12 protein-coding genes are annotated in these 14,469 nt (G+C 70.7%); 8 read left to right on the top strand and 4 right to left on the bottom strand.

Annotation, left to right across the window (positions count from 1 at the left end; all coding sequences use genetic code 11):
* Positions 1–59 precede the first annotated feature (59 nt).
* Entirely contained in the window at positions 60–2,051 is a 1,992-nt protein-coding gene (locus ACE3UA_RS00820; protein ID WP_374641520.1) for an AsmA family protein, read from the top strand.
* Between the two features lie 4 nt (positions 2,052–2,055).
* On the opposite strand, the gene ACE3UA_RS00815 is transcribed toward ACE3UA_RS00820, so the two are convergent.
* On the bottom strand, positions 2,056–2,664 hold the full coding sequence (locus ACE3UA_RS00815) for a GcrA family cell cycle regulator (RefSeq protein WP_374641518.1): 609 nt from the start codon (positions 2,662–2,664) through the stop codon (positions 2,056–2,058).
* Between the two features lie 360 nt (positions 2,665–3,024).
* On the opposite strand from ACE3UA_RS00815, the gene ACE3UA_RS00810 reads away from it, so the two are divergent.
* The 3 genes from ACE3UA_RS00810 to ACE3UA_RS00800 all read left to right on the top strand — a co-directional run bounded on the left by ACE3UA_RS00810 (position 3,025) and on the right by ACE3UA_RS00800 (position 5,821).
* On the top strand, positions 3,025–4,203 hold the full coding sequence (locus tag ACE3UA_RS00810; protein ID WP_374641516.1) for an aspartate aminotransferase family protein: 1,179 nt from the start codon (positions 3,025–3,027) through the stop codon (positions 4,201–4,203).
* A gap of 76 nt (positions 4,204–4,279) precedes the next feature.
* On the top strand, positions 4,280–5,206 hold the full coding sequence (gene argF, locus ACE3UA_RS00805; RefSeq protein ID WP_374641514.1) for an ornithine carbamoyltransferase: 927 nt from the start codon (positions 4,280–4,282) through the stop codon (positions 5,204–5,206).
* A 120-nt stretch (positions 5,207–5,326) separates the two neighbouring features.
* Positions 5,327–5,821, top strand: coding sequence for a DUF1993 family protein (locus ACE3UA_RS00800; RefSeq protein ID WP_374641512.1), 495 nt, complete (start codon positions 5,327–5,329; stop codon positions 5,819–5,821).
* A gap of 40 nt (positions 5,822–5,861) precedes the next feature.
* Here ACE3UA_RS00800 and ACE3UA_RS00795 read toward each other — a convergent pair whose 3' ends face one another.
* Together ACE3UA_RS00795 and hrpB are read right to left on the bottom strand one after the other, a co-directional pair.
* Positions 5,862–7,064 (bottom strand): MFS transporter, encoded by a 1,203-nt coding sequence (locus ACE3UA_RS00795; protein WP_374641510.1) that lies wholly within the window; start codon positions 7,062–7,064, stop codon positions 5,862–5,864.
* A gap of 151 nt (positions 7,065–7,215) precedes the next feature.
* Positions 7,216–9,675: an ATP-dependent helicase HrpB gene (gene hrpB, locus ACE3UA_RS00790; RefSeq protein WP_374641508.1), complete on the bottom strand. Its 2,460-nt coding sequence runs from the start codon at positions 9,673–9,675 to the stop codon at positions 7,216–7,218.
* A gap of 154 nt (positions 9,676–9,829) precedes the next feature.
* On the opposite strand from hrpB, the gene meaB reads away from it, so the two are divergent.
* Together meaB and rpmB are read left to right on the top strand one after the other, a co-directional pair.
* Positions 9,830–10,807 carry a methylmalonyl Co-A mutase-associated GTPase MeaB gene (gene meaB, locus ACE3UA_RS00785; protein ID WP_374641506.1) on the top strand — a complete coding sequence of 326 codons (978 nt, stop codon included), beginning with the start codon at positions 9,830–9,832 and terminating at the stop codon, positions 10,805–10,807.
* Between the two features lie 172 nt (positions 10,808–10,979).
* Positions 10,980–11,267, top strand: coding sequence for a 50S ribosomal protein L28 (gene rpmB / locus ACE3UA_RS00780; RefSeq protein ID WP_197646431.1), 288 nt, complete (start codon positions 10,980–10,982; stop codon positions 11,265–11,267).
* A gap of 207 nt (positions 11,268–11,474) precedes the next feature.
* Here rpmB and ACE3UA_RS00775 read toward each other — a convergent pair whose 3' ends face one another.
* Complete coding sequence (locus tag ACE3UA_RS00775; protein WP_374641503.1) at positions 11,475–11,783, bottom strand: hypothetical protein; 309 nt, start codon at positions 11,781–11,783, stop codon at positions 11,475–11,477.
* A 141-nt stretch (positions 11,784–11,924) separates the two neighbouring features.
* On the opposite strand from ACE3UA_RS00775, the gene ACE3UA_RS00770 reads away from it, so the two are divergent.
* Positions 11,925–12,590: a hypothetical protein gene (locus ACE3UA_RS00770; RefSeq protein ID WP_374641502.1), complete on the top strand. Its 666-nt coding sequence runs from the start codon at positions 11,925–11,927 to the stop codon at positions 12,588–12,590.
* Positions 12,591–12,630: 40 nt separating this feature from the next.
* Positions 12,631–14,430, top strand: coding sequence for a translation elongation factor 4 (gene lepA, locus ACE3UA_RS00765; protein ID WP_374641500.1), 1,800 nt, complete (start codon positions 12,631–12,633; stop codon positions 14,428–14,430).
* Positions 14,431–14,469 lie beyond the last annotated feature (39 nt).

Genomic DNA, 14,469 nt, shown 5'->3' with positions numbered 1-14,469 from the left:
GGCAATCCGGCGCGGCGGGGCCTATTCTGGACCAAAGCAAGAAAATCCGGAGGGCGGGCATGCGCTGGATCATCCGTGTCGGACTGGGACTGGCGGTTCTGGTCCTTCTGGCGCTGGGCCTCACGGCCATGGTGCCGTCCGAGCGCGTGGCCGCCGCCGCCGCCGCGCAATTCGAAAGCCTCACCGGGCGCAAGCTCGTGCTGCAGGGCGAGGTCCGGCCGCGCTTCTGGCCCAATCTCGGCGTCACGACCGGCCCGGTCAGCATCGCCAACGCCGACTGGGCGCAGGGCGAGGCGCCGCTCTTCACCGCCGAAAGCCTGTCGATCGACGTCAATTTCGGCGCCCTCCTCGGCGGCGAGGTCCGCATCCTCGGCCTTTCCGCCGAGCGGCCGCAACTGAACCTGGAACGCAGCCCCGAGGGCCAGGCGAACTGGGTGTTCCAGGCGCAGGGCGACGGCACCGTCCCCGCCGCCGCCCCCGCCTTCACCCTGGACGAGGGCCGGATCACCGGCGGCAGCATCCGCTTCGACGACCGGCAGTCGGGCCGGGTGATCGCGCTGGATGCCGTCGAGGGGCGGCTCTCGATCCCCGAGGTCTCGGGGCCCTTCACCCTCACCGCGACCGGGTTGTCCGGCGGGCAGAAGGTGGCGCTCGACCTTTCCGGCGGGGTGTTCTCGACCTTCGCCATCGGGCGCGTGGTGCCGCTCCGGCTCGCCCTCGCGGCCGGCGGCTCGCGGCTCGACTTCGACGGGCGCGGCGGGATCGCCCCCCTGGTCGCCGAAGGCGCGCTGCGGGCCGACCTCGCCGACCTGCCGGCGCTGGGCGGGCTTCTGGGCACCGCGCTTGCCGCCCCCGCGCCCGGCCTCGGGCAGAAGGCGCTGACCGTCGCGGGCAAGCTGACGCTGGACGACACCGGCACCGCCTTCCTGCGCGGGGCCGAGATCCTGGCCGATGACAATCGCCTGACCGGCGACCTCGACCTCCGCCCCGGCGAGGCGCGGCCCAAGCTTTCGGCCGAACTGACCGCCGCCCCGATCCGCATCGCCCCCGGGGGCGGCATGGGCGATGGCGACGCGGGCGGGATGCAGGCCGCCGGCTGGCCCGAGGCCGCGATCGACGTCAGCGCCCTGGCCGCGATGGATGCCGAGATCGCGCTTTCCGCGCCCTCGATCGACCTCGGCGTCCTGACCCTCGGCGCGACCCGCGCGGTGATCACCGTCGACCGGGCGCGGGCGGTGTTCGACATCCGGCAGATGGAGGCCTATGGCGGCTCGGTCACCGGCGATTTCGTGGTCAACGGCCGCGGCGGCCTCTCGGTCGGCGGCAGGCTGGCCCTGGCCGGGATCCAGACCCAGCCGCTGCTGTCCGACCTCGCGGGCTATGACCGCCTGCTCTCGACCGGCAATCTGGAGTTGAAGTTCCTCGGCGTCGGCAATTCCATCGCCGCGATCATGGCCAGCCTGGAAGGCGAGGGCGCGCTGGAACTGGGCAAGGGCGAGCTTCGCGGCCTCGACATCGGCGGCATGCTGCGCACGCTGGACACCGGCTATGTCGGCGAGGGGCAGAAGACGATCTTCGACGGCCTGGCCGGGACCTTCACCATGGCCGGCGGCGTGGCGACCAACCGCGACCTGAAACTGGTCGCCCCCTATCTCACCGCCTCGGGCGCGGGCGAGATCGGCCTTGGCGCCCGCACCCTGGATTACCGCATCCGCCCGACCGCGCTTGCGGCCGAGGACGGGACCGGCGGCGTGATGGTGCCGCTCCTGATCACCGGCCCCTGGGCCAGCCCGCGCTTCCGGCTCGACCTGGAAAGCATCGCCCGCGAGAAGATGGAGGCCGAGGCGAAGGCCGCCGCCGAACGGGCGAAGGCCGCGGCCGAGGCGGCGGAAGCAGCGGCGAAGGCGGAACTCGAGCGGCGCCTGAAGGACGAACTCGGCGTCGAGATCGCCCCGCAGGAAAGCCCCGGCGACGCCGCGATCCGCGGGGCGACCGATGCGCTGGAAGACCAGGCCCGCAAGGCGCTGGAGGAGATCCTGCGCGGCGACTGATGTCTCAGCGCCGCCGGTCGCGCCTTGCGCTCATCGGCTGGAAGGCCACGCCGACATGGGCCTCGCAATAGGGCTTGCCGGGCAGGCTGGGCAGGCCGCAGAACCAGAAGTCGTCCGTCGCCGGATCGCCGATCGGCCATTTGCAGGTCCGCTCGGTCAGTTCCATCAGCGTCAGTTTCCGCGCCCGCTTCTCGACCTCGCGCACCGAGGCCAGCGCCTCGGGGCTGATCTCGTTCAGGCTCGGCTGCGGCGGCAGCGGCTGGCCGGCCGGGACGATGGCCTTGCGGATCGGCAGCGGCGTGACATTCGACACCGGCGCGGCCGGGGCGGCGGGCGAGGCAGGGGCCGGGCGCGGCGCCTCGGCCCGGGGGGCGGCGGGCTCGGGCCGCGCCACGGGTTCCGGCCGGGGCGCGGCAGCGGCCGGGGCGGGGGTGGCCTGCGCCTCCTCTTCCTCCTCCTTGCCGCCGACGCGGTTCGACAGGCCCAGCCGGTGCACCTTGCCGATGACCGCGTTGCGGGTCACGCCGCCAAGCTCCTTGGCGATCTGGCTGGCCGACTGGCCCTCGCCCCACATGCGCTTGAGCGTCTCGACGCGCTCGTCGGTCCAGGACATCTTGCTCTCCGGCTGGTCATTGACCGGCCCATACTATCCGCGCCGGGGCAGGGGCCGCAAGGGCGGCTGAACCCGGACGCCGCCGGGGAAAGGCGCCCCTCCCGGCCAGAACCCGGTGAAATTCCGCTTTACCGCGCGGATCCGTCCCGCTATGCCGGCGCCATGACCGCCCGGACCCGATACGCTGCCACCCTGCGCCGACGCAACCGCGTCTGACGCCCCGCAGCCTTCCGCCGTCCCCCGCGCCGATCCCGGCGCATTCCTTCCCTCCCCCGCGCCCCCCGGCGCATTCCTTCCCTCCGTTGACTCGGCCACTGCCCTCGGGCACCCATTGGCCATATCCGTTCAAGGACCTTTGCCATGATCCCACCCGTCCTGCCGACCTACAACCGCGCCCCCCTCGCCTTCGTGAAGGGCGAGGGCAGCTGGCTGACCGCCGAGGACGGGCGGCGATATCTCGACCTCGGCTCGGGGATCGCGGTGAACGCGCTCGGCCATGCCCATCCGGCGCTGGTCCGGGCCCTGACCGAGCAGGCGCAGAAGCTCTGGCATGTGTCCAACGTCTACACGATCCCGGAACAGGAACGGCTGGCGCAACTCCTGACCGACCGGACCTTCGCCGACACCGTCTTCTTCACCAACTCCGGCACCGAGGCGGCCGAACTCGCGATCAAGATGGCCCGCAAGTTCCATCACGACGCCGGCCACCCCGAGCGCACCGGAATCGTCGCCTTCGAGGGTGCCTTCCACGGCCGCTCGACCGGCGCCATCGCGGCGGCAGGCTCCGAGAAGATGGTCAAGGGCTTCGGCCCGCTGATGCCCGGCTTCGTCCACCTGAAATGGGGCGACAGCGAAGGGCTGCGCGCGGCGATCACCGACGAGACCTGCGCCGTGATCATCGAGCCGATCCAGGGCGAGGGCGGCATCCGCCCCGTCCCCGACGCCGAGCTGAAGCTGCTGCGCGACCTCTGCGACGCGACCGGCACGCTCCTGATCTTCGACGAGGTGCAATGCGGCATGGGCCGCACCGGGCGGCTCTTCGCGCATGAATGGGCGGGGGTGACGCCCGACATCATGATGGTCGCCAAGGGCATCGGCGGCGGCTTCCCCCTGGGCGCGGTCCTCGCCACCGAACGCGCCGCCTCCGGCATGACGGCGGGCAGCCACGGCTCCACCTACGGCGGCAACCCCCTGGGCTGCGCGGTGGGGGCCAAGGTCGTCGAACTCATCGCCGATCCCGCCTTCCTGGCCGAGGTCGCCCGCAAGGGCGCCCTGCTGCGCCAGGGCCTGGAAAGCCTGGTCGCGCGCCACCCGGCCGTCTTCGACTCCGTCCGGGGCGAGGGTCTGATGCTCGGCCTGAAATGCAAGCCCGCCCCGGCGGAGGTGGTGAAGGCCGGCTACGATGCCGGCGTGCTGACGGTAGCCGCCGCCGACAACGTGCTGCGCCTCCTGCCCGCGCTCAACATCCCCGACGAAGACATCGCCGAGGCCCTCACCCGCCTCGACCAGGCCGCCGCAACCCTTGAACCGACCGCCTGATTTGCTCTTTTTCCAAATACTCCACGGGGGTCCGGGGGTGTGAAACCCCCGGCTACCAGCCAAAAAGCGAAACGCCATGAACCACTTCCTCGACATCCACAAGACCAGCCCGGCCGACCTGCGTTCCATGATCGACAGCGCCCAGGCGATGAAGACCGCCCGCAACGGCCGCCCCAAGGGCCAACCCGACGACGAGACGCCGCTTCAGGGCCGCATGGTCGCGCTGATCTTCGAGAAACCCTCGACCCGCACCCGCGTCAGCTTCGACGTCGGCGTCCGCCAGATGGGCGGCGAGACCATGGTGCTCTCCGGCAAGGAGATGCAGCTCGGCCATGGCGAGACCATCGCCGACACCGCGCGCGTCCTCAGCCGCTACGTCGACCTGATCATGATCCGCACCTTCGAGGAGGCGACGCTGCTGGAAATGGCCGAACACGCCACCGTCCCGGTGATCAACGGCCTGACCAACCGCACCCATCCCTGCCAGATCATGGCCGACGTGATGACCTATGAGGAACATCGCGGCCCGATCGCGGGCAAGAAGGTGGTCTGGTGCGGCGACGGCAACAACGTCGCCGCCTCCTTCCTGCACGCCGCCGGGCAGTTCGGCTTCGACTTCACCTTCACCGGGCCCGAGACGCTGGACCCGGAGGACAAGTTCGTCGCCTTCGCCCGCGAGAAGGGCTCGAAGGTCACCATCCAGCGCGACCCCTTCACCGCGGTCGAAGGGGCCGACCTGGTGGTGACCGACACCTGGGTCTCGATGCATGACCCGGAATCGGCCAAGGAACGCCGCCACAACCAGCTGCGCCCCTATCAGGTGAACGAGCAGCTGATGTCCCGCGCCCGGCCCGATGCGCTGTTCATGCACTGCCTGCCCGCGCATCGCAACGACGAGGCGACCAGCGCGGTGATGGACGGTCCGCATTCGGTGATCTTCGACGAGGCCGAGAACCGGCTGCATGCGCAAAAGGCCGTCATGCGCTGGTGCCTCGGACTTTAGGCCCGCGATTTCCGAACGGAAATCGGCCCGGAATTCGACTGCGAATTCCGGCGCCCGGCCAAGGCTGCGGCTTGACAAGGCGGGCGCGGCACCGGACCCTTTCCGGCAAAGGAGGCCGCCATGCACCGCCGCTCCGTCGCCGTATTCGACCGTTTCCTCGCGACCCTCGCCGTGATCCTCGACAAGGCCGAGGCGCATTGCGAGGCCCGCAGGATCAAGCCCGAGGTCATCCTCGCCGCCCGGCTCTTTCCCGACATGTTCCCGCTGACCCGCCAGGTCCAGCTTGCCTGCGACTTCGCCGCGCGCGGCACGGCCCGGCTGGCGGGGCAGGAACCGAAATCCTTCCCCGACCACGAGGCCAGCTTCGCCGAGCTGAAAGGCCGCATCGCCGCCGCGCGCGGCTACATGGGCGGCTTCCAGCCCGCCGACTTCGCCCATGCCGACACGCGCGAGGTGCATTTCAAGGCCGGGGGCCGCGACATGATGCTCAAGGGCGACGAATTCCTGTCCTTCTACGCCCTGCCGCAGTTCTTCTTCCACCTGACCACCGCCTACGACATCCTGCGCGCGAACGGGGTCGAGCTTGGCAAGCGCGACTACATGGGCGCGCCCTGACCTGCCGGCGCCCCCGGCCGGGGACGTCCGCCGCCCCGTCTCAGGCGGCCCGCGCCTCGGGCGGGATCCGCGCCGCATCCGCATCCGCCGCCCGCGCGGCGAGGAAGGCCACCAGCAGCAGCAGGACCGAGAGCCCGGCGTAGGTCGGCCGAAAGCCCAGATGCTCGGCCAGGAAACCGATCGAGGATGGCGCGACCAGGATGCCCGAGTAGCCCACCATGGTCACGATCGAGATCGCGCTGGCCGCCGGCAGGCGCGGATGGTTCCCCGCGGCCGAGAACAGGATCGGCACCATGTTCGCCACCCCGAGGCCCGCCAGCGCGAAGCTTGCGATCGCCATCCCGTCCAGGGGCGCCAGCGCCCCGCCCATCAGGCCGGCCGCCCCGATCATCCCTGACAGCCGCAGCGTCCGCACCGCGCCAAAGCGGTTGCGCACCGTATCGCCCAGGAAACGCATCGCCGCCATCGCCCCGGCGAAGAAGGCGAAGCCCAGGCCCGAGACGAAGGCATCCGCCCCCAGCTCCTTCTGCAGATAGATCGCCGCCCAGTCCAGCACCGCGCCCTCCGGCACCATCGAGAACAGCGCGAGGAACCCCAGAAGCCAGACATGCAGATCCCTGGGGAACAGCCGCGCCGGCTGCGCCGGGGCGCGCGCCACCGCCTCGGCCAGCCGGATGCGGGGACTGTCGGGCAGCAGGAAGGGCATCGCCCCCAGGACCAGCAGCGCCACCACCGCTACCGTCGCCAGCGACTGCGCCTCCGACCCCCGGACGGCGATGAGATAGCTCCCGGCCGAACCGCCGATGAAGCCGCCAAGGCTCCAGAACCCGTGGCTCGAGGACATGATCGCCTTGTGCAGCCGCCGCTCGACCTCGACCGCCTGGGCGTTCATCGCCACATCCATGCAGCCCGCAATCGCGCCGAACACCGCCATGGACAGCGCCAGAAGCCAGAGGTTCGGCGCAAAGACCACCATCGGCAGCACCGGGACCAGCGCCAGCGAGAACCAGGCCAGCACCCGCCGGCCGCCATGGGCCGAGATCAGCCGCCCCGCGAAGATCATCGCCGAGACCGCGCCCAGGCCCAGGACCAGGATCAAGAGGCCCAGGACCGATTCCGTCACCCCATGGCGCGGCATCAGCAGCGGGATCTGCGGCGCCCAGGCCCCCATGACGAAGCCGTTCGCCAGGAACATGGCCGCCACCGCCCACCGCGCCCGCCGCGCCTGCCTGTCCGTCCGCATGATCCGCCCCTGCACTGTTAGCGCCCGTCATAGGCCGGACGCGGGGCAGGGGGAAGGTCCGGGCGATCACCGGCTGTTGCAGCGTTGAAAGAAAGCGCGCCAAATTCCTTAAGCAAGGAATTTGTCAAATTTCTTGCTCAAGAAATTTGTCTCACGTGCCGCGCGGTTTCGCCCGCAGCGTCGGTTCCGCCACGGTCGGATCCTCGGGCCAGGGGTGGCGCGGATAGGCTCCGCGCATGTCCTTGCGCACATCGGCATAGGAGGTCGCCCAGAACCGCGGCAGGTCGGTCGTCACCTGCACCGGGGCTCGCGCCGGGGACAGCAGCGTCACCCGCAAGGGCAGGCGCTCGACGCCCACCACCGGATGCGCCGTCACCCCGAACATCTCCTGCAGGCGGACCTCGATCGCCGGGACCGCGCCGTCATAGTCGATCGGCACCTTCCGCCCCAGCGGGGTCTCGAAACTGGCCGGGACCAGACGCTCCATCGCGGCCAGCCGGTCCCAGCCGAGCAGGCCCTGCAGCGCCGGCACCAGGTCCAGGCCGCGAAGGTCCGCCTCGGTCCTGACGCCGGTCAGATGCGGCAGCAGCCAGTCCTCCGCCGTCGCCAGAAGCTCGGCGTCCTCGACCCCCGGCCAGTCCTCGCCCCGCGCCAGCCGGGCCCGCGCCCTGAGCCGGCGCGCGGCGGGCGACCAGGGCAGGCCGATGAGCCGCAGCCCCTCCAGCGCCGCCGTCGCCACCGCCTCGGGCGGCGCCTCCCAATGCCGGTCGTCCAGCACCAGCGCCCCCAGCCGCTCCTGCCGCCGCGTCAGGACCCGTCCCTCGCGCTTCGACCATTCGCAGACCGTTTCCCAGCGGATGCGACCGGCGTAAAGCCCCCGGACCTCCGCCTCGGAGATCGCCACCGCCTGCCGCACGCTCGCCTCGCGCGCATCGCCGTCCAGGTCGGTCGCCACGATCAGCCGTGCCCCGGAGAGGGCCAGCCCGGCCGCCATCGCCGCGCCCTTGCCGCCCGACAGCACCCAGCGCGGCGCCTCGCCCTTCCGCCGCAGCCCGATCCGGTCGGGATAGGCCAGCGCCGCCATCTCGGCCAGCGAATGGCCGCCCGAATTGCGGCTCCCCTCCTGGTCGGAAGGGGATGGGGGAGGGGGGTCTGCCGCACCCAGCCCCCGCGCCGCCGCCGCCAGCCGCTTCGCCTCGGCCCGGATCCGCTCCACCACGCCCCAGTCCGCCTCGGGGCCGGGCCGCGCAATCGCCTGCAGCCGCAGCGCCAGATCCGGCCCCGCGCCGCGCAGGGGATCGCGTTCCGCCAGCAGCGCGGCCAAAGTCGCCGCCTCCGGCCCCGCCACGGCCAGCATATGCGCCAGCCGCGGATGCAGCGGCAGCCCGGCCAGTTGCCGCCCATGCGCCGTGATGCGGCCCTGCGCGTCCAGCGCGCCCAGGCCCATGAGCAGCGCCCGCGCCTCGGCCAGCGGTCCCGCCGGCGGCGGCGTCAGGAAGGGCAGGTCAGCCCCGCCCCACAGCGCCAGCTCCAGCGCCAGCCCCGCCAGATCCGCCACCTCGATCTCGGCGGGGGGGAAATTCGCCAGCCCGCCCTCCTCGCCCTTCGTCCACAGCCGGTAGCAGACCCCTTCGGCCACCCGCCCGGCCCGGCCCCGGCGCTGCTCGGCCTCGGCCTTCGTCACCCGCTCCGTGACCAGCCGCGACATGCCCGAGTTCGGATCGAACCGCGCCCGCCGCGCCCGGCCCGCATCCACCACCACGCGGATGTCCGGCAAGGTCAGCGAGGTCTCGGCGATCGCGGTGGCCAGCACCACCTTGCGCCCTTCCGCCGGGGCCAGGGCCGCGCGCTGCGCCGCAAAGTCCATCGCGCCGTATAGCGGCCGCAGCGCCACGCCGGGCAGGTCGCGCAACAGGGCCTCGACCCGCCGGATCTCGCCCTCGCCCGGCAGGAAGACCAGCACGCCGCCTTCCGTCTCCGCCAGCGCCGCCCGCACCGCGCCCGCGACCACCGCCTCCAGCCGCAGCGACGCATCCGGCGCACGCGGCAGCCAGCGCGTCGCGACCGGGAAGGCCCGCCCTTCCGAGGTCACGACCGGCGCCTCTCCCATCAGCGCCGCGACCGGGCCCGCATCCAGCGTCGCCGACATGACCAGCAGCTTCAGATCCTCGCGCAGCGCGCCGCGCACCTCCAGGCACAGCGCCAGGCCGAGGTCGGCGTTCAGGCTGCGCTCGTGGAACTCGTCGAAGATCACCAGGCCGATGCCCGCCAGCTCCGGATCGTTCTGCAACATCCGCGTCAGGATGCCCTCGGTCACCACCTCGATCCGCGTCGCGGCCGAGACCTTCGCCTCGCCCCGGATCCGGTAGCCCACCGTCGCCCCGACCCGCTCGCCCAGCACCTCGGCCATCCGCTCGGCCGCGGCGCGGGCCGCCAGGCGGCGCGGCTCCAGCATCACGATCCGCCCCGCGACCAGCCCCCGCGCCATGAGGTCCAGCGGCACCAGCGTCGTCTTGCCCGCCCCCGGCGGGGCCTGCAGCACCGCCATCCCCCGCGCCTCGAGGGCAGCGGCAAGCGCGGGCAGGGCAGAGGCGACCGGCAGTTCCGACATGCCCCGCTTATGGCGCGCGCCGCAAGGCTTGGCCAGTGCCGCGCCGGGCGCGACAGGTCGGAAATCCGCCGGCCCGGGCGCCGGATCGGGCCGAAACCCCTCTCGCCAAGCCGCCGGGCTTGCGGCAGAAAGGCCCGAGCAAGGGGGACAAGCCATGCAGATCGAAGACCGCGCCAGACTGATCCGCCAGGGCGACCGCCGGGCGCTTGCGCGCGCGATCACTTTGGTCGAAAGCGCGCGCCCCGACCACCGGGACGAGGCGCTGGCCCTCCTCTCCGCCCTGCGCGAACCCCGGCGCGAGGCGCTGCGGATCGGCCTTTCCGGCACCCCCGGCGTCGGCAAGTCCACCTTCATCGAGGCCTTCGGCCTGATGCTCACCGGACAGGGCCTGAAGGTCGCCGTCCTTGCCGTCGACCCGTCCTCGGCCCGCTCCGGCGGCTCGATCCTTGGCGACAAGACCCGGATGGAACGCCTCTCGCGCGATCCCATGGCCTTCATCCGCCCCTCGCCCAGCCAGAGCCAGCTTGGCGGCGTCGCCCGCCGCACGCGCGAGGCCGTGGCGCTCTGCGAGGCGGCAGGCTTCGACGTCGTCCTGATCGAGACGGTCGGCGTCGGCCAGTCCGAAACCGTGGTCGCGCAGCTTTCCGACCTCTTCCTCCTCCTCCTCGCCCCGGCCGGCGGCGACGAGCTTCAGGGGGTCAAGCGCGGCATCATGGAGATGGCCGACCTGATCCTGGTCAACAAGGCGGATGGCGAGCTGAAACCGGCGGCGCTGCGCACCGTGGCCGATTACGCGGGCGCGCTGCAACTCCTGCGCCACCGGCCGCAGGACCCGCCCGGCTTTCCCAAGGCGATGCCGGTCTCGGCCCTGGAATCCGAGGGGCTGGCAAAGGCCTGGGAGGAGATGCAGGCCCTCACCGCCTGGCGCAAGGCCCAGGGCCAATGGGACCGCGCCCGCGCCGACCAGGCCCGGCACTGGTTCGAGGAAGAGGTCCGCCAGGGCCTCCTCGCTGCCCTCGCGCGCGAGCCGCAGAAGGGCCTGATGGCCGGCCTCGGCGACCGCGTGGCGCAGGGCGCCCTCGCCCCCGAGGCGGCGGCGGCCGAAATGCTGCGCCTTCTCGGCCGGGCCTGACTTGCAGCTTGCTCTTTTCCCAAATACTCCCGCCGGAGGCAGCCGACCTCCCCACCGGAACCCGCCTGACCGCTTGACGCCGCCCGCAATTCCCCTTACACGCCCCCAATCGAATTCGAAGGCCGGGGATTCCCCGCCTTCCCCCGCTTTGACGAACCGAAGGAACACCGCAATGTCGCGCGTCTGCGAACTCACCGGCAAGGGCCCGATGACGGGGAACACCGTCTCCCACGCCAACAACAAGTCCCGCCGTCGGTTCCTCCCGAACCTGAACGAAGTGACCCTGATCTCCGACGTGCTCGGCCAGTCGTTCAAGCTGCGCGTCACCGCCGCGGCGCTGCGCTCGGTCGACCACCGCGGGGGCCTTGACGCCTACCTGGCCAAGGCCCGGGACGAAGAGCTTTCGGCCGCCGCGCTGAAGATCAAGAAGGACATCGCCAAGGCGCAAGCCGCGGCCTGATCCGGCTGACAGGAACGAAAGGCCCCGCCTCCGGATGGAAGGCGGGGCCTTTTCGCGTTCGCCGGTCCCGCAAGCTGGGGGGCCGGAAGGACATGGGCGGATCGCCCATCCTGCAGCATCTCACCGTCGCGGAGCCGGCGCGTCGGCCGGCAGGGCGGACGTTCCGCCCCCCGTCCCGCGATGCCCAATCCGGCCGCCTTCCGCCCTTCAGCCGGCGCAATAGGCCTCGGCGGTGCGGCCAAAGCTCTTGTAGCGATCCCAGAACGAATCGTCCGATGCCTTCTGCGACACCCAGGTCGCATGCGCCGATTCCGGGTCCTTGAAGAATTTCGCCGCCCGGCGCTGGTCGCCGCCCGAAAGCGTCATGTCCGCGGCCTGCTGGATGCAACCGCAAAGCGCCCGGTTCCCGCCCCGGTCCGAGGCCATGCAGGCCCGCTCGATGGGGCCGGCAATGGCCGCACCCGTGAACACCGCAAGGGATGCCGCCGTCGCGGCCGCAAACAGGATGGATTTCATTCGCTCTGCCTCATCGCCGGTCCCGCGTGGAGCATCTCCGCAACCTCCGCCGCCGGTCATTCTGTGGCAGGGATCATGCCAGATCAAAGCAAAATTATCAAGCCTTGCCAGTGGCTTGGACGGATAGGCGGATTGTCGCAAATGCTCGCGCCTCCGCGCTGCCAGCCCACAAGATGCGGTAGGAATCGCCGCATCGGCACCGCTTGCCGCAAGGCTCGCGTCCCCGCCCGTCCGGAAGGAGATTCGCATGTCCCTCTCCACCCCTGTCCCCGCAGCCCGCCCGCCTTTCCCGGCGACCGCCAGCATGACCTGCGCGACCATCTGCTTGCCTGCCGCCTCGACACGATCGGGCGCTGGGTCGGGCGGGTCGCCGGGATCTACCTGCGCGCCGCCGGCATCCTGCGCCTGCGCCACAGGGATGCGCTGGCGATCACGCTGGATGCCGATCCCCGCTTCGATGCCCGCACGCTTGTGGTCGCGCATGACCACATGGCCGCGCACTGGCGCGCGCGATACCTGCGCGAGGCGATGACGGGCGGACCGCTTCAGGTTCTCCTCGATGACCGGCCGTGCCTGCGCCACTCCTACCGGGGCCTGCGGCTCCGGTTCCAGCATTGGCTCCTCTCCGAAGTCGACCGCTGGTCCGACCAGCGCCCTGACGTCCTGCATCTCTTCCTGCTGGCGTCGGTCATGGACCATACGCGCACCGGCCGGTCTGTCGAGGCAGAGTTCTACTACACTCTCGTCGCGCTCTATCCCGTGGCGGGCGTGACCGCGCCGGATCCCCTGCCGGACCGGCCGGAATAACCCTTCCCGGCCCCCGTTCCCTCGGCTATATGCCGAGGCCATGATCGACCTTGACCGCATCCGCAATTTCTCCATCGTGGCCCATATCGACCACGGCAAATCCACGCTCGCCGACCGGCTGATCCAGATGACGGGCACGGTCGCCGAGAGGGACATGAAGGCGCAACTCCTCGACTCGATGGATATCGAGCGCGAGCGCGGCATCACGATCAAGGCCAACACCGTCCGGATCGAATATCCGGCCAAGGACGGCAGGACCTATATCCTCAACCTGATCGACACCCCCGGCCACGTCGATTTCGCCTATGAGGTCTCCCGCTCGATGCGTGCGGTCGAGGGCTCGCTCCTCGTGGTCGACGCCAGCCAAGGGGTCGAGGCGCAGACGCTGGCCAATGTCTACCAGGCGCTGGACGCGGGGCATGAGATCGTCCCGGTCCTGAACAAGATCGACCTCCCCGCCGCCGAACCCGAACGGGTGAAGCAGAACATCGAGGACGTGATCGGCCTCGACGCCTCCAACGCCGTCCCGATCAGCGCCAAGACCGGCCTCGGCATCCCCGACGTGCTGGAGGCCATCGTCCACCGCCTGCCGCCGCCCAAGGGCGACCGCACCGCCCCGCTCAAGGCCATGCTCGTCGACAGCTGGTACGACCCCTACCTCGGCGTCGTGGTCATGATCCGCATCGTCGACGGCGTCGTGCGCAAGGGCGACCGCATCCGCATGATGCAGACCGGCGCGCTCTACGGCATCGACAAACTCGCCGTCCTGAAACCGCAGATGCAGGACATCGCCGAACTTGGCCCGGGCGAGATCGGCGTCTTCACCGCATCGATCAAGCAGGTCCGCGACACCCGCGTCGGCGACACCATCACCCACGAGCGCAAACCCTGCGACGCGCCGCTGCCCGGCTTCAAACCCTCGGTCCCGGTGGTCTTCTGCGGCCTCTTCCCGGTCGACGCCAACGACTTCGAGGCCCTGCGCGACGCCATCGAGAAACTCGCCCTCAACGACGCGAGCTTCACCTACGAGATGGAGACCTCCGCCGCCCTCGGCTTCGGCTTCCGCATGGGCTTCCTCGGCCTGCTCCACCTTGAAGTCGTCCGCGACCGGCTGGAGCGCGAATACGACCTCGACCTGATCACCACCGCGCCCTCGGTGGTCTTCAAGCTGCACATGAAGGACGGCGAGGTCCGCGACCTGCACAACCCCGCCGACATGCCCGACCTGACCTACGTCGACCATATCGAGGAGCCGCGGATCAAGGCCACGATCATGGTCCCCGACGACTACCTCGGCGACATCCTGAAACTCTGCCAGGACCGCCGCGGCATCCAGCAGAACCTCACCTATGCGGGATCGAGGGCGATGGTCGAATACGACCTGCCCTTGGCCGAAGTGGTCTTCGACTTCTACGACCGCCTGAAATCGGTGACCAAGGGCTACGCCAGCTTCGACTACCAGATCAGCGAATACCGCGAGGACAATCTGGTCAAGATGTCGATCCTGGTGAACGACGAACCCGTCGATGCACTCTCGATGATGGTCCACCGCGACCGGGCCGAGGCCCGCGGGCGTTCGATGGTGGAAAAGCTGAAGGACCTGATCCCGCGCCACATGTTCAAGATCCCGATCCAGGCGGCCATCGGCGGCCGGGTGATCGCGCGCGAGACGATCTCCGCCATGCGCAAGGACGTGACGGCGAAGTGCTACGGCGGCGACGCCACCCGGAAGAAGAAGCTGCTGGAGAAGCAGAAGGCCGGCAAGAAGAGGATGCGCCAGTTCGGCAAGGTCGAGATCCCGCAGGAGGCCTTCATCTCGGCGCTGAAGATGGATGGGTAACCCGTAGGGTGCGCTACAGCGCACCTTCGGCCGCGCGGT

Origin of the sequence: Tabrizicola sp. (genome assembly GCF_041919135.1) — a bacterium.
Classification (GTDB): domain Bacteria; phylum Pseudomonadota; class Alphaproteobacteria; order Rhodobacterales; family Rhodobacteraceae; genus Tabrizicola.
The sequence above is the reverse complement of the archived record's forward strand: the minus strand, read 5'-3'. Positions and strand labels throughout refer to the sequence as shown.

Excerpts from the sequence above, each read along its gene's own strand:
- lepA (WP_374641500.1), top strand. The coding sequence starts at position 12,631 with ATGATCGACCTTGACCGCATCCGCAATTTCTCCATCGTGGCCCATATC.
- ACE3UA_RS00795 (WP_374641510.1), bottom strand. The coding sequence starts at position 7,064 with ATGCGGACGGACAGGCAGGCGCGGCGGGCGCGGTGGGCGGTGGCGGCC.
- ACE3UA_RS00800 (WP_374641512.1), top strand. The coding sequence starts at position 5,327 with ATGCACCGCCGCTCCGTCGCCGTATTCGACCGTTTCCTCGCGACCCTC.
- hrpB (WP_374641508.1), bottom strand. The coding sequence starts at position 9,675 with ATGTCGGAACTGCCGGTCGCCTCTGCCCTGCCCGCGCTTGCCGCTGCC.
- meaB (WP_374641506.1), top strand. The coding sequence starts at position 9,830 with ATGCAGATCGAAGACCGCGCCAGACTGATCCGCCAGGGCGACCGCCGG.
- argF (WP_374641514.1), top strand. The coding sequence starts at position 4,280 with ATGAACCACTTCCTCGACATCCACAAGACCAGCCCGGCCGACCTGCGT.
- rpmB (WP_197646431.1), top strand. The coding sequence starts at position 10,980 with ATGTCGCGCGTCTGCGAACTCACCGGCAAGGGCCCGATGACGGGGAAC.
- ACE3UA_RS00820 (WP_374641520.1), top strand. The coding sequence starts at position 60 with ATGCGCTGGATCATCCGTGTCGGACTGGGACTGGCGGTTCTGGTCCTT.
- ACE3UA_RS00810 (WP_374641516.1), top strand. The coding sequence starts at position 3,025 with ATGATCCCACCCGTCCTGCCGACCTACAACCGCGCCCCCCTCGCCTTC.
- ACE3UA_RS00815 (WP_374641518.1), bottom strand. The coding sequence starts at position 2,664 with ATGTCCTGGACCGACGAGCGCGTCGAGACGCTCAAGCGCATGTGGGGC.
- ACE3UA_RS00770 (WP_374641502.1), top strand. The coding sequence starts at position 11,925 with ATGCTCGCGCCTCCGCGCTGCCAGCCCACAAGATGCGGTAGGAATCGC.
- ACE3UA_RS00775 (WP_374641503.1), bottom strand. The coding sequence starts at position 11,783 with ATGAAATCCATCCTGTTTGCGGCCGCGACGGCGGCATCCCTTGCGGTG.